Annotated in this window: 21 protein-coding genes; 6 read left to right on the top strand and 15 right to left on the bottom strand. The window is 60.9% G+C overall.

Going from position 1 to position 24,523, the window contains the following annotated elements:
- Positions 1 to 120: 120 nt before the first annotated feature.
- The 5 genes from DN388_RS17000 to DN388_RS16980 all read left to right on the top strand — a co-directional run bounded on the left by DN388_RS17000 (position 121) and on the right by DN388_RS16980 (position 7,975).
- The gene (locus tag DN388_RS17000) at positions 121 to 993 is read left to right on the top strand and encodes a universal stress protein (protein ID WP_043859950.1); all 873 of its coding nucleotides are present in this window, start codon (positions 121 to 123) and stop codon (positions 991 to 993) included.
- 177 nt (positions 994 to 1,170) lie between these two features.
- The gene (locus tag DN388_RS16995; protein ID WP_054916663.1) at positions 1,171 to 2,073 is read left to right on the top strand and encodes a GGDEF domain-containing protein; all 903 of its coding nucleotides are present in this window, start codon (positions 1,171 to 1,173) and stop codon (positions 2,071 to 2,073) included.
- Between the two features lie 120 nt (positions 2,074 to 2,193).
- On the top strand, positions 2,194 to 3,351 hold the full coding sequence (locus tag DN388_RS16990) for an efflux RND transporter periplasmic adaptor subunit (protein ID WP_255001295.1): 1,158 nt from the start codon (positions 2,194 to 2,196) through the stop codon (positions 3,349 to 3,351).
- On the top strand, positions 3,348 to 6,524 hold the full coding sequence (locus DN388_RS16985) for an efflux RND transporter permease subunit (protein ID WP_255001293.1): 3,177 nt from the start codon (positions 3,348 to 3,350) through the stop codon (positions 6,522 to 6,524). Before DN388_RS16990 ends, DN388_RS16985 begins: the two co-directional genes overlap by 4 nt.
- Positions 6,521 to 7,975: an efflux transporter outer membrane subunit gene (locus DN388_RS16980; protein ID WP_255001291.1), complete on the top strand. Its 1,455-nt coding sequence runs from the start codon at positions 6,521 to 6,523 to the stop codon at positions 7,973 to 7,975. Before DN388_RS16985 ends, DN388_RS16980 begins: the two co-directional genes overlap by 4 nt.
- Positions 7,976 to 8,040: 65 nt before the next feature.
- Here the strand turns inward: DN388_RS16980 and DN388_RS16975 are convergent, their stop codons facing one another.
- The 13 genes from DN388_RS16975 to DN388_RS16915 form a co-directional block, all read right to left on the bottom strand.
- Positions 8,041 to 10,476, bottom strand: coding sequence for a membrane-bound PQQ-dependent dehydrogenase, glucose/quinate/shikimate family (locus tag DN388_RS16975; RefSeq protein ID WP_255001325.1), 2,436 nt, complete (start codon positions 10,474 to 10,476; stop codon positions 8,041 to 8,043).
- Positions 10,477 to 11,386: 910 nt separating this feature from the next.
- Positions 11,387 to 11,755 carry a hypothetical protein gene (locus tag DN388_RS16970; RefSeq protein ID WP_255001289.1) on the bottom strand — a complete coding sequence of 123 codons (369 nt, stop codon included), beginning with the start codon at positions 11,753 to 11,755 and terminating at the stop codon, positions 11,387 to 11,389.
- A 173-nt stretch (positions 11,756 to 11,928) separates the two neighbouring features.
- Entirely contained in the window at positions 11,929 to 12,585 is a 657-nt protein-coding gene (locus tag DN388_RS16965; protein WP_255001288.1) for a hypothetical protein, read from the bottom strand.
- Between the two features lie 303 nt (positions 12,586 to 12,888).
- Positions 12,889 to 13,794 carry a DMT family transporter gene (locus tag DN388_RS16960; protein WP_255001285.1) on the bottom strand — a complete coding sequence of 302 codons (906 nt, stop codon included), beginning with the start codon at positions 13,792 to 13,794 and terminating at the stop codon, positions 12,889 to 12,891.
- 58 nt (positions 13,795 to 13,852) lie between these two features.
- Complete coding sequence (locus DN388_RS16955; protein WP_255001283.1) at positions 13,853 to 15,082, bottom strand: MFS transporter; 1,230 nt, start codon at positions 15,080 to 15,082, stop codon at positions 13,853 to 13,855.
- A complete protein-coding gene (locus DN388_RS16950) occupies positions 15,079 to 16,164 on the bottom strand; it encodes an alcohol dehydrogenase (RefSeq protein WP_255001281.1) in 1,086 nt (361 codons plus the stop codon). Before DN388_RS16950 ends, DN388_RS16955 begins: the two co-directional genes overlap by 4 nt.
- A gap of 79 nt (positions 16,165 to 16,243) precedes the next feature.
- Positions 16,244 to 16,996: an SDR family oxidoreductase gene (locus DN388_RS16945; RefSeq protein WP_255001279.1), complete on the bottom strand. Its 753-nt coding sequence runs from the start codon at positions 16,994 to 16,996 to the stop codon at positions 16,244 to 16,246.
- A gap of 1 nt (position 16,997) precedes the next feature.
- Complete coding sequence (locus DN388_RS16940; protein ID WP_255001277.1) at positions 16,998 to 18,158, bottom strand: FAD-dependent oxidoreductase; 1,161 nt, start codon at positions 18,156 to 18,158, stop codon at positions 16,998 to 17,000.
- Positions 18,155 to 18,823, bottom strand: coding sequence for a cupin domain-containing protein (locus DN388_RS16935; protein WP_255001275.1), 669 nt, complete (start codon positions 18,821 to 18,823; stop codon positions 18,155 to 18,157). The genes DN388_RS16940 and DN388_RS16935 overlap by 4 nt, the downstream gene beginning before the upstream one ends.
- A 72-nt stretch (positions 18,824 to 18,895) precedes the next feature.
- Positions 18,896 to 19,240, bottom strand: a complete 345-nt coding sequence (locus DN388_RS16930; protein ID WP_255001323.1) for a carboxymuconolactone decarboxylase family protein — start codon at positions 19,238 to 19,240, stop codon at positions 18,896 to 18,898.
- A 110-nt stretch (positions 19,241 to 19,350) separates the two neighbouring features.
- Entirely contained in the window at positions 19,351 to 19,908 is a 558-nt protein-coding gene (locus DN388_RS16925; protein WP_054915417.1) for an OsmC family protein, read from the bottom strand.
- Positions 19,909 to 19,918: 10 nt separating this feature from the next.
- Positions 19,919 to 20,200 carry a hypothetical protein gene (locus DN388_RS16920; protein ID WP_255001272.1) on the bottom strand — a complete coding sequence of 94 codons (282 nt, stop codon included), beginning with the start codon at positions 20,198 to 20,200 and terminating at the stop codon, positions 19,919 to 19,921.
- A 73-nt stretch (positions 20,201 to 20,273) separates the two neighbouring features.
- Positions 20,274 to 21,047 carry an SDR family NAD(P)-dependent oxidoreductase gene (locus DN388_RS16915; RefSeq protein WP_054915415.1) on the bottom strand — a complete coding sequence of 258 codons (774 nt, stop codon included), beginning with the start codon at positions 21,045 to 21,047 and terminating at the stop codon, positions 20,274 to 20,276.
- 302 nt (positions 21,048 to 21,349) lie between these two features.
- Between DN388_RS16915 and gcvA the strand changes: the two genes are divergently transcribed.
- Positions 21,350 to 22,264, top strand: coding sequence for a transcriptional regulator GcvA (gene gcvA / locus DN388_RS16910; protein ID WP_054915414.1), 915 nt, complete (start codon positions 21,350 to 21,352; stop codon positions 22,262 to 22,264).
- Between the two features lie 151 nt (positions 22,265 to 22,415).
- Here the strand turns inward: gcvA and DN388_RS16905 are convergent, their stop codons facing one another.
- Both DN388_RS16905 and cynR read right to left on the bottom strand, forming a co-directional pair.
- Positions 22,416 to 23,420, bottom strand: a complete 1,005-nt coding sequence (locus DN388_RS16905) for a sensor domain-containing diguanylate cyclase (protein ID WP_255001270.1) — start codon at positions 23,418 to 23,420, stop codon at positions 22,416 to 22,418.
- A 136-nt stretch (positions 23,421 to 23,556) separates the two neighbouring features.
- On the bottom strand, positions 23,557 to 24,456 hold the full coding sequence (gene cynR / locus DN388_RS16900) for a transcriptional regulator CynR (protein ID WP_116054324.1): 900 nt from the start codon (positions 24,454 to 24,456) through the stop codon (positions 23,557 to 23,559).
- Between the last annotated feature and the right edge of the window lie 67 nt (positions 24,457 to 24,523).

Here is a 24,523-nt window from a genome sequence, read left to right as displayed (position 1 = left end):
GTTGACGCAAATCAAGCTGCCGCCTATAGGGTTCGGGAGACCATGGCGGCACGAAAGGAGCGGATCGACAGCAGGCCAACGCCTCGATCCGCATGCGCCACATTGCATAAGGAGCCCCACATGAGCCCGTTGAAGCACGTACTGGTTGCCACCGATTTGTCCACTTCTGCGCGCAACGCAGCAGAGCGGGCCGCACTCCTGAGCCAGGCGCAGCATGCCGCGCTGGACCTGCTCTACGTTGCCAACCCCGCGCCTTACGAGCGCCTCAAGCAGGTTGTGGTACCCGATGACAACCTGTTGAATCGCGTGCTGGAAAGTGCCGGCGAAAACCTGCGTGCAGTGGCTGCCATGCTGTTCCACCGCTACGCCATCTCCGCTGGCACACAGGTCGCGCCCGGTTCGGTGGCTACCGAAATCACCCGTGTGGTGCAAGACAAACACACCAACCTGCTGGTATGCGGGGCCAAGGGGCAGAACCTGGCGCGCCGCCTGCTGGGCTCCACCGTGCAGCGCATGCTGAGCCGCATGCACTGCCCGATGCTGGTGGTCAAACAGGCCCCGCGCGAGGCGTACCGCCGCGTGCTGGTGCCGGTTGATTTTTCGCCTTCGTCGCTGCGTGCCATCGAGCTGGCAAAAGCCGTGGCCCCGCAGGCCGAAATCATTCTGATGCACGCGTTCGAAGCGCCCTTCGAGGGCAGCATGCGTTTTGCCTACATCGACCAGGACACCCTCACGCACTACCGCAACGCCATCAAGAAGGATGCCGTGGAGCAACTTGCGGCCCTGAGCGAAGCCGCCGGCCTGCCCAATGCTCGGCAGATCATTGCACACGGCGACGCAGCCTGGCGGATCGTGGAAACCGAGCAGGAGCTGGACTGCGACCTGATCGTGGTCGGCAAGCAGGGCGAAAGCGCGCTGGAAGAGCTGCTGGTGGGCAGCGTCACCAAGCACGTGCTGAGCGAATCGCAGTGCGATGTGTTGGTGTCGATCTAGGGTCTGTACGTAGGGCAGGGGGCCGGAAACGCTTGGCACAGCACACGCGATAACGGTTCTGTCGCAAGCGCCGTGCTGCGTTGGTGGCATCCGCAAGGCCCATGTTGCGGATGATGGCGTAATGGTATTGTTGGCTACCGTTACGCCATTCATCAATCGGCACAGAAGAAGTGCTTCATGATCGACACCGCACAGATGGCCCTGATTCTTGATGCGCTGCCCGACCCTGCCTTCATTCTGTCGCGCAGTGGCAAGTACGTTGCGGTGTTTGGTGGCCGCGACGCGCGTTATTACCACGATGGGTCCGGCCTGATCGGCCTGTATATTTCAGACCTGATCAATGCCGACAAGGCGAACTGGTTTCTGGAGCAGATTGCCCGGGCACTGGCCACGGGAAACCTGCTGGTCGCCGAGTACGAGCTGAGCAACAGGGACGTGAAGGGCCTGCCCGATGAGGGCCCCAAGGACCCCATCTGGTTCGAGGGGCGCATCCAGGCCCTGAACTTCAGGGTGGACGAAGAGGAGGTCGTGCTGTGGGTCGCCAGCAATATCTCCGAACGGCACACACTGGAAGTCAGGCTCAGGGAACTGAGCGATACCGACCAGCTCACCGGTCTGTTCAACCGCAGAAAGCTCGAACATGACCTGAAACTGCACCACGAGTCCCTGACACGCTATCGCGTGCCGACGTCGGTGTTCCTGTTCGATCTGGACAACCTCAAGAAAATCAATGATACCCAGGGGCACCACGCCGGCGATCAGATCATCCAGGCGGTGGCCGAGATCTGTCGTTGCGCGCTGCGCGCAACGGATTTCGCCTGCCGCCTGGGTGGCGACGAGTTTGTGGTGGGCCTGCCCAATACCGAGCGAGAGCAGGCGCTGCAGCTTGCCGAGCGTCTGCATGAGCGCTTTCGCAAAGAGCTGAGCCGCTATTGGGCAGGCGACACGGTGGTCACCGTGAGCATTGGCGCAACGGCCATGCTGCCCGAGGACCACGCTTACGAGGACACCTTGAAACGGGCCGATCGTGCCCTGTACGTGGCCAAGAGCATGGGCAAGGACCGGATTGTGTGGCTCTGACGCCAGGGTATGGCCAATGTCAGAAAACCCTTGACCTTCCAGACGTGGCAAGTCGGATAAGTACGCGAACGTTGCTTTGCCCCCGCAAAGCAGGTCGACACTCGTGCGAAAGGCCATGTGATGAACGTCAAACGCGTAACCCTTTTCACTGCGGCGCTAAGCGTCGCGCTCACCAGCGTCGGGTGCAAGGAGACGGCACCCGCGACTGAACCCGCCAAGCCTCCCAGTGTTCCGGTAGCCGAGGTGATCGTGCGCCCGGTAACGCCCCATGCTGAATTCACCGGGTCGCTGACCGCGATCAAGCGGGTCGAACTGCGCCCGCGGGTGGCCGGCTATATTCAGGCGGTGAGCGTGCCCGAGGGCCGCATGGTAGAGAAGGGCAGCCAGCTCTTTGTCATCGATCCACGGCCCTTCCAGGCCGCGCTCGACGCCGCCACCGCACGCCTGCAGGAGGCCCGGGCGGCGTGGCTGCTGGCCCAGGCAGACCATGCCCGAGCCCGGCAACTGTATGCGCAAAAGGTCGTTGCGCGGGACCGGCTCGACAGCGCGATTGCGGCGCTCGATGCGGGCCAGGCCCAGGTCGATGCCGCAAAGGCCGCGCTGGACGCTGCAAAGCTCGACCTGAGCTTCACACGGGTCACTGCACCGATCAGTGGGCGTGTAGGGCAAACCCTGGTCACCGAAGGCAACTACGTCACCAATGGGGTGACGCCACTGACCACCATCGTCTCTGTCGACCCCCTGCATGTGTACTTCGATGTGGACGAGCGCACGTACCTGCGCTCGCTCGCATCAAGCCGGCCTGGCGCGGGCGCGCAGGCGGCGAAGGTGAGCGTGGCGCTGGCCACCGACAAGCAGTACGCGCGGCCCGGCCGCGTCGATTTTCTGGCCAACGCCGCCGATCGCAACACCGGGACGCTGCGTGTTCGCGCGGTGGTCGATAACCCCGGCGGGCAGCTGACGCCCGGTTTGTTTGCCAAGGTGAAGCTTGAGACCGGCACGCCACAGGCCAGGGTGCTGATCTCGGACCAATCGATTTCGACCGACCAGGGCAGCCGCTACGTACTGGTAGTGGGCAAGGACGACAAGACCCAGTATCGCCCGGTCGAACTCGGCCCGATGGTGGAGGGCCTGCGCGTGATCGAAAAAGGCCTGCAGCCCGGCGAGCGCATCGTGGTCAAGGGCCTGGTGCGCCCGGACATGCAGGTTACGCCGCAGCCCACCTCGATCGAGGGTTCGCCCGTCAAGGCGCAGCAAACCCTGGGGGCGGCGCAATGACATTCCCGCGCTTCTTCATCGATCGTCCCATTTTTGCCATCGTCCTCTCGATACTGATGATGATTGCCGGCATCGTCGCCTTCTTCCAGCTACCGCTGAGCGAGTACCCGGCGGTCACGCCGCCGACCGTGCAGGTGACGGCGTCCTATCCGGGGGCCAACCCCCAGGTAATCGCACAAACCGTGGCCGCGCCACTGGAGCAGGCGATTACCGGGGTCGAGGGCATGCTGTACATGGCGTCGCAGTCTGCCACCGATGGCCGGATGGTACTGACCATCACTTTCGCCCAGGGCACCAATGCCGATATTGCGCAGATCCAGGTGCAGAACCGCGTTTCGCGGGTTCTGCCGCGCCTGCCGGCAGAGGTGCAGCACCAGGGCGTGGTCACCCAGAAGACCTCGCCGGACATGCTGATGGTGGTTCACCTGCTGTCTCCCGAAAAACGCTACGACCCGCTCTACATGTCGAACTACGCCTACCTTCAGGTGCGCGATGAACTGTCGCGCCTGCCCGGCATCAGCGATGTGCTGGTGTGGGGCGCCGGGGAGTACAGCATGCGGCTGTGGCTCGACCCGGACCTGATCGCCGCGCGCGGGCTCACCGCAGGCGAGGTGATCGAAGCGGTGCGCGAGCAGAACGTGCAGGTGGCGGCGGGGTCGGTCGGCCAGGCGCCCAACGCCACTGCCGCGTTCCAGGTAACCGTGAACACCCTGGGGCGGCTGACCGATGAGCAGCAGTTTGGCGACATCATCATTCGCACCGGCGACGACGGTCAGGTCACGCGCCTGCGCGATGTGGCCCGTATCGAGATGGGCGCCGACTCTTACGCACTACGCAGCCTGCTCGATGGCGAACCGGCCGTTGCGCTGCAGATCATCCAGAGCCCGGGCGCCAATGCCCTGGACGTTGCCCAGGCGGTGCGCGAAACCATGCAGCGGCTGGAGGCGAACTTCCCGGCGGGGCTCACCTCGCGCATTGCCTATGACCCCACGGTGTTCGTGCAGGCCTCGCTGGAGTCGGTGGCCATCACCTTGCTGGAGGCGATCATGCTGGTGGTGATCGTGGTGGTGCTGTTTCTGCACAACTGGCGCGCGTCGCTCATCCCGCTGATGGCGGTGCCGGTGTCGCTGGTGGGCACCTTTGCGGTCATGCACCTGATGGGCTTTTCGCTCAACACCCTGTCGTTGTTCGGCCTGGTGCTATCGATCGGGATCGTGGTGGACGATGCCATCGTGGTGGTGGAGAACGTCGAGCGTCATATCGAGAACGGCGAGGCGCCGGCCCAGGCCGCCAGGCTTGCCATGGACGAGGTGACCGGGCCCATCATCGCGATCACCTCGGTGCTGGCTGCGGTGTTCATCCCCACGGCGTTCCTCAGCGGCCTGCAGGGCGAGTTCTATCGCCAGTTCGCACTCACCATTGCCATCTCGACGATTCTGTCGGCGGTCAATTCGCTGACCCTCAGCCCCGCACTCGCCGGGTTGCTGCTGCAGCCACGCCAGCACGGCAACACCCCCGACCCCCGCAGCCTGCGCGGGCGTGCCCGACGGTTGCTCGGCACCCTTGGCCGGCCGTTCCAGCGTGCACCGCAGGCCTATGGCAACACGGTGCGCAAGGTGGTCCGGCTCAGCGGCCTGGTGCTTGTGGTGTACGTCGGCCTGCTGGGGTTGACCGCGTTCGGCTTCAATGCCGTGCCACCGGGCTTTGTACCGATGCAGGACAAGTACTACCTGGTGGCTATCGCCCAGTTGCCCAACGCGTCGTCGCTGGACCGCACCGAAGCGGTGGCCAGGCAGATGTCGCAGCTGGCCCTGGACGAGCCGGGCGTCGAAAGCGTGGTGGCGTTCCCGGGGCTTTCGATCAACGGTTTCGTCAACGTGCCCAACGCCGCGGTGATGTTCATCATGCTCGACCCGTTCAAGGAGCGTGCCTCGCCGGACCTGGCTGCAACCGCCATTGCCGGGCGCCTGCAGGCCAGGTTCGCGGGTATTCCCGATGGTTTTCTCGGGGTGTTCCCGCCACCCCCGGTGCCCGGCCTGGGTGCCACCGGCGGCTTCAAGATGCAAGTCGAGGACCGCAGCGGCGCGGGGCTGGAGGCCCTGGTGCAGCACACCCGCATCCTGATGATGAAGGCCACCGAGTCGGGGCAGTTGGCCGGGCTGATGACCAGCCTCGATATCAATGCACCGCAGCTCGACGTGGTCATCGACCGGGCCCAGGTCAAGAGCCAGGGCGTGCGCCTGACCGATGTGTTCGAGGCGCTGCAGGTGTACCTGGGTTCGCTGTACGTCAACGACTTCAACCGCTTTGGCCGCACCTACAAGGTCACGGCGCAGGCCGACACGGACCACCGCATGCAGGCCGAAGCCATCGGCCGCCTGCAGGTGCGCAATGCGGCCGGGGCCATGCTGCCGTTGTCGGCGTTTGTCAGCGTTACGCCAAGCTCCGGCCCGGACCGGGTGATTCACTACAACGGCTACCCCTCGGCGGACATTTCGGGGGGCGCAATGCCGGGCGTGAGTTCAGGGCAGGCGGTTGCGCTGATGGAGCGTCTGGCCAGGGACATGCTGCCTGAAGGCATGACCTTCGAATGGACGGACCTGACCTACCAGCAGAAGCTGGCCGGCGATTCGGCGCTGTTCATCTTCCCGCTGTGTGTGTTGCTGGCCTACCTGATTCTGGCGGCGCAGTACAACAGCTGGCTGCTGCCCCTGGCGGTGCTGCTGATTGTGCCGATGTGCCTGTTGAGCGCGATCATCGGGGTGTGGCTGATGGAGGGCGACAACAACGTGTTCGTGCAGATCGGGCTGATCGTGCTGGTGGGCCTGGCCGCCAAGAACGCGATCCTCATCGTCGAGTTCGCCCGCACCCTGGAAGCGCGGGGGGCGAGTGCGCTGGAGGCGGTTGTGGAGGCATGCCGGTTGCGCCTGCGCCCGATCGTGATGACGTCCCTGGCCTTCGTCGCCGGCGTCGTGCCGCTGGTGCTTGCCAGCGGCGCAGGTGCCGAGATGCGCCAGGCCATGGGGGTGGCGGTGTTTGCCGGCATGCTCGGGGTGACGCTGTTCGGCCTGTTCCTGACCCCGGTTTTCTATGTGGTGATCCGTGGCCTGGCGGCCCGCTTCGAGCGGCACACGCCCACAGCCCAGCCTGCCCTGGAGGAGCGCCGTTCATGAGCCGTTGCTATCGAGCTGTTCTGGTGCCCCTGGCCACCCTCATGCTGCTGGCCGGGTGTGCTGCAGTGGGCCCCGACTACGTTGCGCCGTCGCTGCCGGCAACGCAGCTTCCCGCACGCTTCGATGAGCTGCCTGCCGGGCTTGGCCCCGGTAGCGTCGAGGCCCGGTGGTGGGGTGCCTTTGACGAGCCGGCATTGACCGGGCTGGTGCAGCGGGCGCTTGCCGCCAACCATGACATCGCGATTGCTGCCGTGCGGCTCGAAGAAGCCAGGGCGATGTTGCGCGAAAGCCGCCAGGGTTTCCTTCCGCGTGGCGGCCCTGCGCTCAGCTACGAGAACCGCCGCTGGAGCGAAGTGCAGACACCGGCTGGCCAGTCGCGGCAGAACGAAACCTATCGGGGGGCGGTCGATGCGTCCTGGGAAATCGACCTGTTCGGCCGCGTGCGCCGCTCGGTGGAGGCCGCACGCGCCCAGGCCGGTTCGCGCGAGGCGTTGCTGCGCGGGGTGCAGGCGAGTGTGGCGGCCGAGGTGGCGGCCACCTGGTTCGAGCTGCGGGGCATCGAGGCCGAGTTGGCGGTGGCGGCCGATACCCGCCAAAGCCAGCGCGACAGCCTGAGCATGGTCGAACGCCAGGTGAACGCTGGGGCGGCCACCGAGTTCGACCGGCTGCGGGCCGAAGCCCTGTTGCGCTCGGTCGAGGTGAGCGTGCCCGAGCTGGAGCGTCGGCGTGATGCCTCGGTCAACGCTCTGGCGATCCTGCTGGGCGAGCCGCCGCAGCGGTTCACACCACCGGCCGCCGAGCCTGGGGATCAGGCGCTGGCCCTGCGCACGATCGCCGTCGGTGAGCCCACGGCGTTACTCTGGAGACGCTCCGACATTGCCGCCGCAGAACGCGCCCTTGCGGCCGCCACGGCGCAAATCGGGGTCGAGACGGCGGGCCTCTATCCCGAGGTGCAGGTGCAGGGCTCCATCGGTGTGGTCACCGGAAGCCTCGACGGGATGAGTGGCGCGGGCGCGCTGTCGAGTTTTATCGGCCCGATGATTCGCTGGTCGCTGCTGGACACCGGGCGTGTACGTGCCCGGATTGCCGCCAGCGAGGCACGCGCCAGGGAGGCGTTGATCGGGTACGACCAGACGGTATTGCGCGCGTTGCAGGAAACCGATGATGCCTTCAAGGCCCACGGGGCTGCGAGCAATACCCTGAGGCTGCGATTGCTCGAATCGGCGGCCAACGGCGAGGCGGCGCGGCTTGCCCGGGCGCGGTTCTCGGAGGGCGAGGGCGTCTATCTGGATGTGCTTGAGGCCGAGCGCGCCGATTACGCCAGCAGACGCGCCCTGACCGCCGCACGTACCCGACAACGCCTGGCGGTTGTGGGCATCTACAAGGCGTTGGGCGGTGGCTGGGAAGTCTGCGCGCAGGCCCGGCAGCCGTGCGACGGCGCCTCTCTCTAGCGTTCCATCGGGCAAAAATAATCCCCGAAACCGGGGATTATTTTCATACGGCTTCCACCAGCGTGTTACTGCTGTCCAGTACCGTCGGGCAACGCATAGGCAATGATGTAGTCGCCCACATCAGGCGAATGGCTCATGCCGCCCGCCGAGATCACCACATACTGCTTGCCGGTCGCCGGCGACTGGTAGATCAACGGCGCTGCCACTGCACCTACTGGCAGGCGGGCTTTCCACACCTCCTTGCCGGTGGCCGAGTCCAGAGCCCGCAGGTAGTAGTCCTGGGTGCCGGCAAAGAACACCAGCCCCGAGGCGGTCGAGGTAGGGCCGCCCAGCGTCGGCATGCCCAGCGGGATCGGCAGGTGGGTCTTGAGGCCCAGGGGGCCGGTGTCCTGCACGGTGCCCAGCGGTACCTGCCACACCAGTTTCTGGGTGTTCAGGTCGATGGCGCTCATGCTGCCGAACGGCGGGGTGTTGCACGGCACGCCCAGGGGGGATTGCAGGATGTCGATTTTTACCCCGCCATAGATGCCCGCCACTTGTGGGCGAATCGTACCCATGAAGCCCGGCACCTCATCGGTGGAAACCTTGAACTTGCTGGTGTTTTCCTTGGTGACCAGCGCCATGCGCAGCGGTACGCGCATGTCGTTGACGAACATCATGCCGGTGTTTTCGTCGATGGAGATGCCACCCCAGTTCATGCCACCCAGCAGGCCCGGCCATTCGATGTAGGGCTTTTCGGTCGGCGGGGTGAAGGGGCCCACATACACCGAGTCCTTGAACATGATGCGGCAGTACAGCTGGTCGAAGGTGCTCACGCCCCACATGGACTTCTCGGTCAGGGGCTCGGCACCAATCACCGGCATGCCCACCGAGTGCGGTTGGGTCGGTGCCAGGTGTTCGCCTTCGGCGGCGGGGGATGTCGGTACGGGCAGCTCCTGAACTTCAGTCACCGGCTGGCCGGTGCGGCGGTCCAGCACGAAGATGTTGCCGGTCTTGGTGGTCTGGATCAGCACCGGGGTCTTTTCGCCCTGGGCGTTCTTGATGTCGTACAGCACCGGTTGCGAGGGCAGGTCGTAGTCCCACACGTCGTGGTGCACAGTCTGGTACACCCACTTGGCCTTGCCGGTCGAGGCATCGACGGCCACCACGGCCGAGCCGTACTTTTCCTTGGCCTGGTTGCGGTCGCCACCCCAGTAGTCGGGCGGGCCGTTGCCGGTGGGCAGGTACACCAGGTTCAGTGCCTTGTCGTAGGTGGGCACGGTCCACACGTTGGGGGTTTCCAGGGTGAACTGGTGGTCGCTGGCGGTTGCGTCCTGGCCTTCAGGCGCACCGATGTCCCAGGCCCACACCAGCGCACCGGTCACCACGTCGAAGGCACGCACGGCGCCCGACGGCTCCTTGGCGACGATGTCGCGCACCCAGCCGCCGACCACGGTGAGGTGGCCCATTACCACGGGCAGGGAGGTGGGGTGGTAGCGCTTGCTGTTCTCGGTGGGGCCCATGCCTTTTTTCAGGTCGACATAACCGTTGTCGCCAAAGCTCGGGCACAGGGTGCCGGTGTGTGCGTCCAGGGCAAACAGGCGGGCGTCGACCGACGACACCAGGATGCGCTGGCGGCACTGCTGCTCGCCATACGAGGCCTTGACCTCGGTGCTCAGGCTGTCGTCCTTGTCGATGTCGTGGTAGCCCACGCCGCGGCACGTCACGTGCTCGGCGCTGCGCGCGTGCGGGTCGAACTTCCAGATCGGCTTGCCCGTGTCGGCGTCGAGGGCGGTGATCAGGTTTTCTGGCGTGCATGAATACAGCACGTTGCCGATCTGCAGCGGGGTGTTCTCGTCCACGCCGGCACCGGCGCCCTTGGTTCTGCGGCCGGTGCGGTAGATCCAGGCCACTTGCAGGTCCTTGACGTTCGCCGGGGTGATCTGGCTGAACGGCGCAAAGCGCGTGCCCGAGGCGTTGCGGCCGAAGAACTCCCAGTTTTCCGGCGCGGCGGGGGCTTTGGTTGGCGCAGGCTTGGCCGTGGAGGCGAGCGGGGTGGAGATTGCACCGTGCGGATAGAACGCCGCCACGAAGGTCGCGATCAGCCCCGCGAACACCGCAAAGCCGAAGCGGTTGGCCAGGCGTCGGGTGCTTGCCGAAGTGCCGGGCAAGGCTGCGCCGACCCACAGGCTGAGGGTCAGGATGATTGCCGGTACTACCAGGCGTGGCAGCAGCTCCCAGTAGCTGAACTGGCCGACTTCGTAGAATGCCCACACACAGGTTGCCAGGGCGATGGCTACCGAAAGGGCGATGCTGGCGCTTTTGCGCAGGAACATCAGCGCTGCCAGCAGCAGGTATGCAACGCCTGCGATCAGGTAGTAAGGCGAGCCATCGAGTGCTACCAGTTTGAAGCCGCCGTAGATCATCGCCAGCGATACGAGCAGCACCAGCAGGGCAAACAGCACCCTTGCGGTGGTGCCGAGTGCAAACTTCCGAGTTTGCGGTTGATGGTCATCCGTCATTTTTTTCATACGTTCCGTTAGTCAATGGAAAGTGCACGCAGGCTCTGCGCAGGGGTCAAGGCATTCAGTCGGCAGCGGTAAAGGTCGAACCCGTGGGGCGTGGCGATCAGCGCGCAAGGGCGTGCGCGATCATTCGATACGGGGGGCGCCGAAGGCTCTGGGAAAGGGTGTTGGCGTTGGGGTGGCCTTTGCGGAGTCGGCGCGGTAGGGCTGCCTGAAAACGGTGGCCAGTTTAGGCGGGCGAGGCGGGGCGGATAAATGCTCAAGGTCGAAAAGCATTGTTGGGGAAACAGTAACAATGGGGACGGTCGGTAGGCCGCGTGTGCGGCCTGCGGAACGAAAGGGAGGCAGCTGTACGCGGGTTAGCAGACCAGGGATCAAGGACCCCGGCGCGCATGAATGCGCCCCGCGTACAGTCGCCATAACACCCGACGACAAAGGGTGACGGCCGTAAGCAGGATGGTAGACCGGGACTCCAGAAACCCAGCGCGCACGAATGCGCCCTGCGTACAGCCGTCATAAAACGAAACAGCGGGTGCAAAAAGGTGTCAGCTGAGACGGATGGACGCTTGCACGTCCTAAGGTACTCGGGCTAGCAAACCTGGTTGCTGGATTTACAGCGGCCCGGAAAGGGTAACGGGGCTTGGGTGGGCATTCAAGGTTTTGAATGGGGAAAGTGGGGGGCTTCCATCTCGGCGTTGGTGCACCCGCTGTCCCGACCTATGCTGCGTTTAAGATCAATGGCTTAGGACGTAAAGAGTGCAATGCGTTTGAAAAACGGTGTGAGCCTTCGACCTGATTCTGATAACGAAAGGATGCAGCTATCGATCGGTAGCCCACCTTTGCAACAGGCCGCCACAACCCAAAGCAGGCATATTAGCTTCTGGATCAGTAGGTAGCCCCGCCAGTCCTAAAATCGAGACGGCGGTTCATTTCCAGCTTTGATCTGTGAAAAGACATGGTCTGGATCTGCCTGGCACCAATATCTGAACAGAAGGCGAGGTTCGGTATCCCCAAAACACTGACTCAGGAGGCTCTCGGCGGGGATTAACAATTTAGTTTCTGGCCATTGCTGAGCTAAAACACCTATGTGTTTGCCAGACGAACAAACAATCCACGTCGCCTTGCCTCCACTGATGTCAGGCAGGTAACCCATACCTTGGATCGCTTCGAACAAAGCGCGCAGTGTTACTGCTGGATCAAGCCTGATTGATGTCCTGTGACTTTCCAGATCATCCCCTGCATGCACGCTATCCCGATCAATTTGAATGACCAACATGAATGTTCCTTTTTAGCGTTGTGAGATTACTAGAATGCCAGCGTAGGAATGCCAGCTATCTGTCTACAGTCCGCTTTTGGCCGATTGCGGCCCTTCGTGAATGGCTGCTATGGGTCGATAGCAACCGTTCGGGAATGACCTCTATCGGCCAGAAGCGGACTGTCGTCGAGCATTTAACTCTGACTGAGCGCAGCACCTTTTTCCTTCAAGCGCTGGGATATACGGAAGAACATCGCCTCCATGAGAGACTTGCTTGCAAGTTTCAACTCTTGGTCGATTTCTTGAAGGTCTCCAATGGTGTGGCCTTTTGTTATTGTTGCTGCGAACTCGTTCGCTAGATTTATGACCCTCTCACTTTTTTCGCCTTCAGGGATCGCTAATTCTGTTGCCGCTACAACGTTGGTAGTGAAAGCGAGGTATTGATCCGAGTGAATGGCAAACATTGTTTGATTGTCGTCACCTTTCTTAGCCCATACGTCATGCTGCACTCGATTACGTCGTAACCGTACCAAATCGAGTTGGTTCAGAGCTTTTGTGACGGACTCAAGCTCTGCTCCTGTCAGGTATTCCGCAGCGAGCTTCCTTGTTCCATCTGCCGTTCTCGCTGCGCTTCTGTATTTTTTGAGCTGATTCGCGGCCTCGTCCGGAGTTGTATCTAGTAAGACTGCGAATAGGCAATTCAAATTAACCTCTGCCTGTGCCCATGATGCGGCGATTATGCCTATTTTCTCAGCAAACTCAGAATTCTCTCGAACGAGATGCGGTCCAATTTCTAGGACAGGGCATCCCTTCTCATCAAAGATTTGGATTCCGTGCTTCTCTTGCGTCATGAATACTCCATCCGTCGGCTCAAAAAAGGAAACTACTTAGTCTGCTTAACAAGATACGGCGCTAGGGTCAAATATTGCTTGTAGCGAGATCTTCAATAAAGTGTAGTTGGTTGTCTGCTCTTGGCCGATAGCTGCCACTCACAAACGACCGCTTTCGGCCAATAGCAGACGCTCACCAGATAAGCGATGACTGGCTCGTACGATCCGGATCATTAAGCAGTAGACGCAACTGCTCACGAATCCAGCGATGCCCAGGAGTGCCTGCGTAGCGAGCATGGAACAATGCCTTCCGCTAGGCAGGGACTATCGGATCGCATCCTCTGCACCCGCCGAGCTACGTCCCTGCTGTCCCGCCTTTGCAGTCAGCGTGACCCAGGCAACACCTCCCAGAGTGATCACCGCCGATATCCCTCCGATCCACGAGATCTCCTCGCTGAGAATCAGCACACCGAGCACGGCACTCAGCACCGGCACCGACAGTTGCACAGCGCCTGCGCTGATAGCGGTCATGCGGACACGAACCCAGTACCAGATTGCGTAACCACCGGCCGATGCCAAGCTACCTGAAAGCACTGCATAGGTAATACCCATAGTATCGACACTCAGGTGTTTGCGCTGGACAAACATCAAAATCAACACAAGGGGAACGGCCCACAGGAAGCTGGCAGCCGTGTTGGATATGGGCGAATCAGAGGATCGACCCAGCAGAGAAAAACCGCCCCAGGCGAATCCAGCCACGGCCATCAGCGCAGCGGCTGATAACGATGGCGCCGAGGCGGTGGGTGCAAGAAAGGCTGCAATCCCGCCTAGAGCAATCAGGACACCCAATAAACTTGTTCGCTCCCCTTTGCAGTATCCGTAGGAGATCATCAGCAACTGAGCCGAGGCGAACAGCACCAACGCGCCTGCGCCGGTGCTGATATCACGGTAAGCGAAGGAGAACGCTGCTACGTAGGTAAATAGCAAGACAGCTGACCACCAGCCTGTTCGACTGGGCTTCAGCTTTGCGCCCTGCAGCATCGCTATGACCAACAGGGTCAGCGCACCAGAAATCACCCGGATGGCTGTGAACGATGTAGCGTCGATAGCGGTGGTCTGGAATGCCGCTCGCGTCAGCAGTGAGTTGGCTGAAAACGCCACCATGGCCAAGCTAGTCATGGCGACAACAAGCATTAGCCCTTCATCATGACTGCTCTTCTTCGCATCCATACACCTACCTCTTCTTATTGATGAATTCGTCAATGTGTTCAAGCTGGTGACGCTGTCTCTAAATGACTTTCTCGGGCTTACGCACCGTCGCAGCGAGTGCCACCGATGCCAGTGCAAGCGGCACCAATGAGAACCAGAGAACAACGGCCCAACCGAACGACGCCAGCAGGCCCCCAGAGGCAAACGATCCAATCGCCATAGATCCGAACACGATGAAGTCATTGAGCGATTGCACACGCGTTTTCTCTTCCGGGCGGTGGCACTCCATGACGAGTGAGGACGCTCCCAGGAATCCGAAATTCCAGCCCAGTCCGAGCAGGATCAGAGACCAATGGAAGTGCATGACCTCGATGCCGCTCAAACCAACGGCGGCAGACAGCCCCGTCAACGCCAAGCCGAACGTCGCGACCCGTATGGCACCGAAGCGAGTAATCAGCTGGCCAGTGAAGAAGCTGGGGGCATACATGGCGATGACGTGCCACTGCAGCCCCAGGTTGGCCGAGGCCTGGGAGAGCCCGCAGTGATGCATCGCCAATGGCGCTGCCGTCATCAGGAAGTTCATCAAAAAGTACGAGACAGAGCCGCAAATGACCGCCGCGATGAAGCGTGGCTGCCGAGCAATCGCGCTGAGTGAACGGCCTCCCTCAAGCTCGGCAGCGGTCGGCATGGGCAACTTCACTCCGAGCAGTATCAAGGCTGATAGTGCAGCGACAACGGCCTGTATCAGGAAGGTGGCAGCGAATAGATGAGGCGACCAGAAATCCATTGTCCAAATCACCAACTGCGGGCCAACCACGCCAGCGGCCACACCTCCTGCCATCACCAGAGAGAGCGCGCGAGCCCGTCGCTCTGGTGCCACACCGTCAGCTGCAGCGAAGCGAAATGACAGAACTACTGCCGCGTAGCTGCCACCCAGGAATGTCGCCAGGCAGAACAGCCAGAACGATCCGAGGATGACCGCGAGCATGGCCGCCAGCCCAGTGAGCACTCCAGCTCCCGTACCTGTCAGGAACCCAGCACGCCGGCCATAGCGGCGAGCCAAGGCGCCCATCGGGAAAATGCAGGCAGCCATACCCACCACGAAAATCGAAATTGGCAGCGTCGCGAGTGCAGGCGACGGAGCAAGTATGTCGCCCACGATGGCTCCGGTGGCATAGATCACCACCGCATTGGCACCGGCCAGCGCCTGGGCGATGGATAGCCGCCAGATGTTCCCGCTTTGCTCGCTGTCAGAAAGCAGCAAGGAGTCGTTGTGTTGCAGGGCGATATTGGAACTGGTGTTGGTCATGGGTGCAGTGTGCTCTTCTCTTGCTCACTGCCTGCATCCGGGATGGATGAGCTGTTGTATTTCCGGTCGACGGTCAAGACCATGCGGAATTTGACGTCACCTGACTTCATCCGCTGATAGGCCTTATTGGCTCGCTCGAAAGGCATCACCTCAATCCTTGGACGCACGCCAGCCAGCACACTGAAATCCAGCGTTTTCTCGTTCTCGTAAGGCGTGCCGGTGATCGAGCCCAGCAAGCTGCGCTCGCCGACGACCAGATGGCCGGTGGATACAGGCAGCGGATCTTTGCCGGCACCCAGGAGTACCAAACGGCCTTGCGGTGCCAGGCCTGGCATGAGCGCAGAGACGGCTGCAGGGACACCGATGGTCGTGACGATGGCATGGGCTCCGCCCATGTTCTTCAGCGTCTCGACTGCATCCTCTTTGCTGGAGTCGATGTAGACATGAGCGCCGAGATCCATCGCATCCTGCGCGATATCGCTGCCGTGGCCAACGGCGACCACACGAAAGCCCATACGACGTGCGTACTGCAGCGCCATGTGACCCAGACCACCGATACCAAGAATGGCGACGGTATCGCCGGCCTGAGCCCCGGACTTCTTCAGCGCGTTGAACGTGGCAATACCCGCGCAAAGAATTGGCGCGGCTTCCTCTGCATTCAACTCATCTGGAATCGACACGAGCCCTGAGGCACGGGCAATCATCATTTCGGCATAGCCACCATCGCAGGAGGCACCAACGAAGGACTGGTTCTGGCAGAGCTGAAAGTTTCCCTGCCGGCATTGGCTGCACTCATTGCAATGCCCGCCCAGGCGCCCGATGCCCACCCGTTGACCGACCCGCCAGATCGAAGGGACGTGTTCACCCAGCGCAGCAATTCGACCAACTACCTCGTGGCCAGGTACACGCGGAGGCTGCAGCGTTGGATCGGCGCCCTCGATGTCGCCGGCATCAGCGCCACAAATGCCACAGGCCTCGACCTCGATTAGTACCTGCCCAATGCCGGGAGTTGGCGTTACACGTTCTACCAGCTCGAGAACCCCTGGACGGCTAACTTGCATGGCGCGGTAGGTGGTTGTCATGGTCATCGCTCCTTCAGTGGATAACGGGGAAGACATCCAACTAAGACGCATGCGTCTTAGCTGGCACAGGGCAGGGTGGTCAGAGCTGTGCGAAGCCACCATCCACAGCAATTTCGGCGCCCAATATGTAGTGCGACTCGTCGCTGGCCAGGAACAGAACGGCTTGAGCAACTTCGAGCGGCTCCCCCATGCGGCGCGCAGGGATCCGTAACGACATTTGTCGCTTGGTCTCGGCCAGTTGCTCAGGGGTGGCGCCTTCCAACTCGAAAATCGGGGTATCGATAGCGTCGGGGCTGACGGCGTTAACGCGGATCTTGCGATCCATCAGCTCGCACGACCATGAGCGTGCGAAGGAGCGCACCGCAGACTTGCTGGCTGCCAGCGCTGAGAAGCCACCCATGCCAACGGCGTTGAGCCAGGCCGAGTTCAAAATCACCGAGGCCCCTTCACGAAGCACGGAGGTGATTGCCTGCATGGAGAAGAACAGGCCTTTCACATTGACGGCCATCAGCTCGTCAAAGCGAGCCTCGTCGGTGCTTAGCAGCGGCGTCGAATATGCCACACCGGCATTGCCGAAAAAGATGTCCAGGCCGCCGTTGCCAAATGCATCGGACACCTCTTGAGCCATGCGCTGCATGTCCTCGCAAACTCGGACATCGGCCTGGATGGTGATGACATCGCCACCCAGGGAGGCGCGAGCTTGGGCAAGCTTCGCGGCGTCACGCCCGGTGATGGCGACACGCGCACCTTCACGTAGAAAGAGTTCGGCGGTTACCAGGCCGATGCCACTGGCGCCGCCGGTGATCAATGCGTTTTTACCTTGCAATCTCATATCAGCTCCTCGATGGATTTAGCGTGGTTGCAGTGGTAAGGGCATTCAGCGCCTGAACACCAAGGCGGGCCGCTTCTACGGCGCCGGCGAGATATCCAGGAAACTGTAACGACCACTCACTGGCGATACCCGTCAGGCATCCATGCCAGGGCCCGGAAGAGGTACTGGTGGAGGGAGCAGCTGCATGCTGGGAAATCGCATGGACATCTGCACTGGTGGCTGTGTAAGGGTCATGTGCCCAGTCTTTTATGAATTCGGCCTTCGGCGTCGCAGCTGCGGGGCCGAACATTCTTGCCAGCTGTTCACGGCAGAGCTCTCGCAGCACCTCGCCAGGGATCTTGCTGCGTGTGCTTGCTGGCACGCCGATGAAGCCGAACAGGGCTGGGCTACCTCCAGGCATGGAGGCATCGTGGATTTCTCCAAGAGGGCGTCGCATGCTGCGTGCCTCGCCGGAAAGTCCCTGGTCTCGCCAGAAAGGCGTGTCATAGGTCGCGATGTACTTGGCGTGAGGGGCCATCCATGTCGCGGTCGCTTTCCACTGCCTGGCAAGTTCGGCTGGCAGGGCAGGCTCAAAGTCGATGGTGCTTTCGAGCAGGCGTGGCGGTAATGCCAGCATCACGTGCTCGGCCCGCCAACTCGTCACCACGCCGTTAGCGGCATGGCTTTCAACTTCGACATGAGCGCCATGCTTGCGAAGCCAGCGCACGGCATGGCCGTAAACTATTTTCTGTGGATTCACCCTGCGAAGCAGAGCCTCGACCAACGCCCCCATGCCACCGACCAGGCGCATGGATGGAGGCGAGTTGACGTAACCACGCGTGCGCACAGCTGGGCCTTCGTACGAACGCTCGACAACCATGTCGCCGGCTTCAAACTGTACGAATCGCTCAAGCCCCAACGCATCGACAAGTTGATCAAGCTCTTCCTGGTAGCCAGGCCAGAACCATGTAGGCCCGAGGTCGAAGCGATCAAAGGTGCTGTTCGTTGACGAATGCGGGACAGCCTGGCCCTCGGCATTGATGGAAGCAATGCGCCCACCAGGCTCATCTCTAGCCTCCAGAACAACGAAGTCACTGATGCCCTGGCGCTGCAGGAGATAGGCCGCATACAGCCCGCTCAATCCGGCGCCAACAATAGCAATGCGGGTGGTGTGCACGGTCATGCCTCTACCTCTGGATGAACCAGATGGCCGGTTTTTAGGTAAACGGTGGTTCCCTGTTTGCCGGCAACGATATCCAGGTGTTGTCCCGCAGGCAGTCGTAGCCAGGAGCCGCTCTCATAGGTCTGTCCGTCCGCTGTTACGCTGCCTTCCAGTACCAGTAGCTCGAAGCCTTGTAGCAGCTTGTTGTAGAGCAGGGTGTTCGCGCCGAAACGATTCAGGCTCACCTGTTCCGAGTCGCCAGCGAACAACGGGCACACTTCACGCGAGCCTTGTCGATGCCATTTGGATGGGTCTCGGGTATTGATGCGTACATGGTGGTACTCGCTGTCAGGCATCTGCTGCAGCTTTACGAAGATGGTGGTTCCCTCGGCACTGGACGGTTGGTGGCTGGAACCTGGTGGATTGCGCAGATACCAACCCGCTGGATAGTCCGCCCCCTCGTCAGAGAAAGTGCCTGACAACACAAGTATCTCCTCCCCACCAGGGTGCTGGTGGCTAGGGAAGAAGGAGTTCGGGGCATAGCGCACGATGCTGGTGGCACGTGCTTTCTCTGCACCAACACGATCCAGCATCACGCGGTCGACACCAGCTTGGGGTGAAGCAACCCACTGGTATTCGTGTGGCGCAACAACAGCTGGAAGAGTGAAGTCGGCGTTGATCAACATACGGATAATCCAAACGGGGATGCGAGGTCGCCGGTCACCTCTACAGAGGCGACCGACCCTCGGCGATACGACTTATTGCTTGGCGGGCAACTGCTGGTAGGCCTCGACGACACGCGCCGAGTAGGTCAGTGCTGCGCCTGCATTCAGCGCGATGGCTACGCCCAGCGCCTCGGTGATTTCCTCGATGGAAGCACCGTGCTCAACAGCCTTCTTGGTGTGGACGGAAATGCAGCCGTCGCAACGAGTGGTGATAGCCACAGCCAATGCAATCAGCTCATGGATCTTCGGGTCCAGATGACCAGTTTTGACGGCTGCATTGTCGATGGCCATCAGGCCTCGCATAACGTCAGGGCTCTGTTTGGCATAGTCGCCTACGCGTTCCAGCAGGGATTCGCGGTAGGCATTCCAGTCTTGCATCATGGTTATTCTCCAAGGATTGGTTGAGACCGGAAGTGAGGTCACGACAGGCCGGGTGTTGGTCATTCCAGCAATGGGGCTGCCAATTGCTGGAGATGCCACAGGGTTATTCAGTCGACGAGAGTGGTGACGACATCGACCGGGCACACCAAGGTGCCGCGTATCGGTGATGACCGTTCAACAGCAGAGATCAGAGCTTGCAGTTGTTCGTGGGTGGCATTTGGCGACCTGGCGTGCACTTTCACACGCACCTGGTTGATCCCAGGCGCCACGCTTGGGTCTACCCCGAAAAACGCAGCCAGATCCACGTCGCCCTCTAGCTCCAATCGCACACTCTCCAGCTCCATCCCACGCTGCGCTGCAGTCATCGCGATGGTGACCGTGTAGCAGGAGGCGAGTGCTTGCAGCACGTACTCGACAGGGCTGGCGCCGGTATCTGTACCCAGTGGAACAGGCTCGTCGCTGACGAGCCTGAAGCGGCCGGCGCGAGTCTCATCACGCTGCCCGCCCATGACTGCAGCTCCAGTAGTTGCAGTCATCTTGCTGCCGCCGTCCCACGTCCCGTTCAAGGACAGAGTGAACTTGGTGGTTTCCCGGTTGGCTCGGCCAGCGTTGCCAGCCTCCACCAAGGCGTTCAGATCAACGCCGTTGAGCAAAGCAGTTGTCATCACGAGCTCCTTAGATGGCGGTGTAGATACGCACGTCGGGTTCGGCAGCGAGCATGGGCTTGAGACTTCCGACTACGTCTGCATTGAACAACTCGCTTTGCAGGTAGGCATTGGCGTTTTCCAGCGTGTCGAAGCCATGTAGCACCTGTACGTCTTCGTCACGGACCAGCAGTGTCTTGGACTTCGCACCCTGGATCTGCTCCAGGAACGGCGCCCTGAACTTTTGGTAGATGCAGGCAGCTGCAGCACGATTGGTATGCTCGATCATGAGCGTGATCTGCAGATAGACCATGTGGGTTACTCCAGATTTACGAGGTGGGTGGTTCGTGCGTCCTGTGCCGATCCTTGGTAACTGGGCACAGGTCTTAGTTGCGACCAGCCATGACACCGCCATCGACATCCCAGATGGCGCCGGTAACCCAGCTGGCTTGCTCGGAGAGGAGGAAGGTAACTACGCCGGCCACGTCCTGCGGAGTGCCAACACGGCCAATCGGGTGGAAGCTGTTGAAGCCCTGCAGAGCGCTATGCACTTCCGCTTTCGGGATGAAGCCTTCGTAGATCGGGGTCTGCACAACTGCTGGGGAAACGGCATTGACGCGGATATTCTTAGAAGCGAGCTCCATCGCCAGGTGCTGAGTCAGGGAATGCAGGCCGGCCTTAGCCATGGAGTAGGCAGAGGACGGAGTGGCGGCGATCGCTTGCTTGGCCCACATCGAGCCGATGTTCACGATGGCGCCTGGACGGTTTTGCTCAACCAGATTGGCAGCAATCTTTTGGGTGATGAAGAAGAACGCCTTGTTCAGCTTCATGTACTGATCGTAGTCCGCATCCTGGTGCTCCAGGAAAGGTTTCGGGAAGAACACACCGGCAGCGTTCACCAGCATGTCGATATCAGAGTGCTGCTCGCCAATGGTCTTGATCAGTTTGGCCAGGCCTTCGTCGCTGGTCAGATCTGCAGTAAGAGCAGCCACGTTGCCCAGAGCCAAGAGGTCTTTACGAGCCTCGTCGGTTTTTTCCGGGCGGTTACCGACGATGACTACGCTGCCACCTTCGGAGAGAAACTGGCGTGCAGCTTCCAGACCCATCCCACTGGTGCCACCGACGACCAGCAGTTTCTTACCGTTGAATTGATTGCTCATTGGAAACCTCTTTGCACCTGCCCACGGCAGGAACCTTGCTAACGGGATTGGGCGAGTCACTTGTCGAAGACGCCGTCTCCGGCAGGCAGCTCGTGCCCTCTATGAGCCAGTGCAGCGTTGGGCATCTGGAAGTTGAGGATCAGGAAGAAAAACTTTCCATCTCAGCTAAACTTCAAAAACTTTCCGCTGAAGTGGGGTGGCTAAACCGCAGCACCCTTGGCCTTGGAGAGAATCTTCCTCGCTTCCAAATCCGCCAACAAACGAGATAAAGTATCTCGACACTAAAGAAATTCTTTATCGATATGAAGGCTCCAGTACATCTCAACGCGCTACGCGCATTCGAAGCCAGTGCCCGACATCACAGTTTTTCTGCAGCAGCAGCCGAGCTTAATGTCACGCCGGCAGCGGTTGGCCAGCTCGTGCGCACACTCGAGGATTGGCTCGGCACCCCTCTGTTTGTCCGCAGTACCAGCGGCAAAGCGCGGCTTATAGCAACGGAGGCAGCCGAACGTGCTCTGCCGGATATCCGAGCAGGCTTCGACAGACTGACCCTGGGAATGGAGCGGCTTCAGGAGGGATCGATCAGTGGGGTGCTTACCGTGGCTGTGAGCCCGGCTTTCGCTGCGAAGTGGCTGCTGCCACGCATCGACCGCTTCCAAGTGATCTGCCCTGATACGGATGTGCGGCTAGACACCAACCTCAAGCCGGTGGATTTCGTTGCTCAGCAAGTCGACATCGGCGTGCGCTATGGCACAGGCAAGTGGCCAGGGCTAGCCGCCGAGAAGATGATGGATGAAGAGATTTACCCTGTGTGCTCGCCGCAATTGCTGCGAGAGCACTGGCGTTTACAGAGGCCCAGCGACCTGATCCAAGAGATGTTGATCCACGATCTCTCAATGGATAACCACTCGGGCTTCCCGACCTGGGAGACCTGGATGCAAAAAGTTGGCGTGACGGATACGACCACCCTTCGCGGCATGAAAATCAACAACTCTGCCGCTGTATTGCAGGCTGCTGCCGAAGGGCACGGGGTCGCTCTTGCACGGAGTGTCATGGCGCGTGATGACTTGGCGAGCGGCCGCCTGGTTCGGCTGTTCCCAGAGATCAGTGTTACATCAGAGCTGGCTTACTACGTCGTCTACCGACCGGAGTGCGCCAGCTTGCCAAGGCTGACGACCTTCCGAGATTGGCTGCTGGCAGAGGCAGCGCAAAACTAGATCCTCACCGTCCGCTTATGGCCAATTGCTGCCGTTAACCACCGGCAGCCTTGGGTCCGTTAGCGACGGCCGAAACCGTGTTTGCCCAGTAATCTCGAATCGCACTCGCCGCTGCGTTTTCTCCAGCATCACCGTGGCTGTTGATGACCCTCTATGAAGGACGGGCAGTTGTTTGTTCTTCTGCACCTTCAACTGCTGAACAGCCCGACAACCCCTCCAACTGCACATACTCAATGCGGTGCCGTCCGTTGTTTTTAGCCGCATAGAGCTGCTGGTCCACGGCTTTGATGAAGTCTGTAGGCCTGTCCCGCTCGCCTGGTACCACCGAACCCGCGCCTATGCTGACCGTCAGGCGGTGGTCATGTGGCGATAGCGCATGCACGATGGACTGCTTGTGGATCAACCGCTGGCAGCGCTCAGCCACTTTACGCGCCACCTCGGCATCGGCTTCGGGCAGCAGCACGATAAATTCTTCGCCGCCATAGCGAGCCACAAGGTCGTGTGGGCCATCCAACGCCAAACTCAGGGTCTGGGAAATCGCTATCAAACATTTGTCGCCTTGAATATGGCCGTACAAATCGTTGTACTGCTTGAAAAAATCGACGTCCAACAACAGCAGCGACAATGGCCGGCGCTCGCGGCGCGCACGTTCCCACTCCAACTCGAAACAGCTGTCGAAGCGACGACGGTTGGCGATATTCGTCAGGCCGTCCTTGAACGAGAGCACCTCCAGTTCCTTCTGCAAACTCAGCAACTGGTCTTCGGTCTTCTTGCGTTCGCTGATGTCGAACATGAAGCCGATCAGTGCTTCGACTTCGCCCCTGTCATTGCGCACCACGTGCACAACGTCGCGGATCCACACATAGCCGTTGTCCTTGGTCAGCGCTCGGTAGTCCGCCTCGTGGTCCACACCAGCCTTGGATTGCGTCACGCAGAAGTTCACCACATGCTCGCGATCTTCTGCATGCATGCGCATTGCCCAGTCTTCCACGCTCACCCAGCTTTCAGGGCTCCAGCCCAGCAACGCCTCGATCTGAGGGCCGATGTAGGTGAACTTCATCGAGGCCCAGTCAATCTTCCAGGGAATCGCCTTGGTCGACTCCAGAAGGGTTCTGTACACCTCATTGTCATTGACAAGCTCGCTTGCATCGGACATACACGATAGCCCTCGGAACCCTATGGATAAGCCACTTTAGCAGCCCTGGCAGGGCAAGTACTGCGTACCGAGCCATGGGTCGGTACATGGCGACATGGAAGAGGTTGCGGGCACGCTGAAAGCCCTTCGTATTCTGCTACTCATCTGTCTTGGTCGTCAGATCACCCGCCACTTCCTTGGCCAGCGCCATAAACGCCCGGGCAGCCGCGGATTGATAGACATTCTTGCGCTGCATCAAGACCGCTGTACGCTCTAGCCGATGCGGCCCCAACTCGACAGACACCAACTCTGGGTGCTCCTGCGCTAGGGCGGCGGGCAGCAAGGTCGACAGCGTGGTTCTGCGCACCACCTCAATCAACGCACCTATCACATTGGCCTCCATCACCACGCGCGGGCGAATGCCGTGCTGGTTGCAATAGCGGTCGATCTGTTCGCGGGTGGCGAACGCTTTGCTGAGCAGAATCAGCGACTGCGCATTCAGCGTCTCCAGGCCGACAGCCCGCGCCCCGGCCAGCGGGTGTCGGCTACCAACGACCAGGGCAAGCGTTTCAACCAGCAGCGGATAGGCTTCGATGTCTGGCGCATGCACCTCATCAAACGCAATCCCCACATCCAGTTCGTCCCTCAGCAGCAGGTTCTCCATCTGCTCCTGGGCCAGTTCATGCACGTTCAGCGTGATGTTCGGGTAACGGCTGTGAAAGGCTTCCACCAACGGCCCGACCAGGTAGGTCGTGAAGGTTGGCGTCACCGCTATGCGCAGTGTTCCTCGACTGAGATCGCCCACATCATGGATCGCCCGCTTGCCTTCGCGCAGCTCCTGCGCCGCCCGCAATGCATAACGCAGGTACACCTGCCCGGCATCGGTCAGGCGTGTTTTGCGCCCTGAGCGATCGAACAACTGCGCCCCGAGGCTTTCCTCCAGCTGGCGCACTTGCTGCGACAGCGCGGGCTGCGAAACATGCAGTGCCGCCGCGGCACTGGTAAAGCCCTGATGTTCGGCGACCGCAAGAAAATACTGAATATGGCGCGCCAGCATGCCTGTACCTATAAGTTTATATGATGCAGATAATCATATATGAGACTTTTACCTTATTGCACGGCCT

It is taken from the genome of Pseudomonas sp. S12(2018), from assembly GCF_024355235.1.
Classification (GTDB): Bacteria; Pseudomonadota; Gammaproteobacteria; order Pseudomonadales; family Pseudomonadaceae; genus Aquipseudomonas; species Aquipseudomonas palmensis.
This window is presented reverse-complemented; position numbering and strand designations above follow the sequence as displayed.

Coding starts and splice junctions, on each gene's coding strand:
- DN388_RS16990 (WP_255001295.1), top strand. CDS start 2,194: ATGAACGTCAAACGCGTAACCCTTTTCACTGCGGCGCTAAGCGTCGCG.
- cynR (WP_116054324.1), bottom strand. CDS start 24,456: ATGCTGGCGCGCCATATTCAGTATTTTCTTGCGGTCGCCGAACATCAG.
- DN388_RS16970 (WP_255001289.1), bottom strand. CDS start 11,755: ATGTTGGTCATTCAAATTGATCGGGATAGCGTGCATGCAGGGGATGAT.
- DN388_RS16905 (WP_255001270.1), bottom strand. CDS start 23,420: ATGTCCGATGCAAGCGAGCTTGTCAATGACAATGAGGTGTACAGAACC.
- DN388_RS16980 (WP_255001291.1), top strand. CDS start 6,521: ATGAGCCGTTGCTATCGAGCTGTTCTGGTGCCCCTGGCCACCCTCATG.
- DN388_RS16920 (WP_255001272.1), bottom strand. CDS start 20,200: ATGGTCTATCTGCAGATCACGCTCATGATCGAGCATACCAATCGTGCT.
- gcvA (WP_054915414.1), top strand. CDS start 21,350: ATGAAGGCTCCAGTACATCTCAACGCGCTACGCGCATTCGAAGCCAGT.
- DN388_RS16975 (WP_255001325.1), bottom strand. CDS start 10,476: ATGACGGATGACCATCAACCGCAAACTCGGAAGTTTGCACTCGGCACC.
- DN388_RS16985 (WP_255001293.1), top strand. CDS start 3,348: ATGACATTCCCGCGCTTCTTCATCGATCGTCCCATTTTTGCCATCGTC.
- DN388_RS16945 (WP_255001279.1), bottom strand. CDS start 16,996: ATGAGATTGCAAGGTAAAAACGCATTGATCACCGGCGGCGCCAGTGGC.
- DN388_RS16955 (WP_255001283.1), bottom strand. CDS start 15,082: ATGACCAACACCAGTTCCAATATCGCCCTGCAACACAACGACTCCTTG.
- DN388_RS16940 (WP_255001277.1), bottom strand. CDS start 18,158: ATGACCGTGCACACCACCCGCATTGCTATTGTTGGCGCCGGATTGAGC.
- DN388_RS16935 (WP_255001275.1), bottom strand. CDS start 18,823: ATGTTGATCAACGCCGACTTCACTCTTCCAGCTGTTGTTGCGCCACAC.
- DN388_RS16930 (WP_255001323.1), bottom strand. CDS start 19,240: ATGCAAGACTGGAATGCCTACCGCGAATCCCTGCTGGAACGCGTAGGC.
- DN388_RS16950 (WP_255001281.1), bottom strand. CDS start 16,164: ATGACAACCACCTACCGCGCCATGCAAGTTAGCCGTCCAGGGGTTCTC.
- DN388_RS16960 (WP_255001285.1), bottom strand. CDS start 13,794: ATGGATGCGAAGAAGAGCAGTCATGATGAAGGGCTAATGCTTGTTGTC.
- DN388_RS17000 (WP_043859950.1), top strand. CDS start 121: ATGAGCCCGTTGAAGCACGTACTGGTTGCCACCGATTTGTCCACTTCT.
- DN388_RS16925 (WP_054915417.1), bottom strand. CDS start 19,908: ATGACAACTGCTTTGCTCAACGGCGTTGATCTGAACGCCTTGGTGGAG.
- DN388_RS16995 (WP_054916663.1), top strand. CDS start 1,171: ATGATCGACACCGCACAGATGGCCCTGATTCTTGATGCGCTGCCCGAC.
- DN388_RS16915 (WP_054915415.1), bottom strand. CDS start 21,047: ATGAGCAATCAATTCAACGGTAAGAAACTGCTGGTCGTCGGTGGCACC.
- DN388_RS16965 (WP_255001288.1), bottom strand. CDS start 12,585: ATGACGCAAGAGAAGCACGGAATCCAAATCTTTGATGAGAAGGGATGC.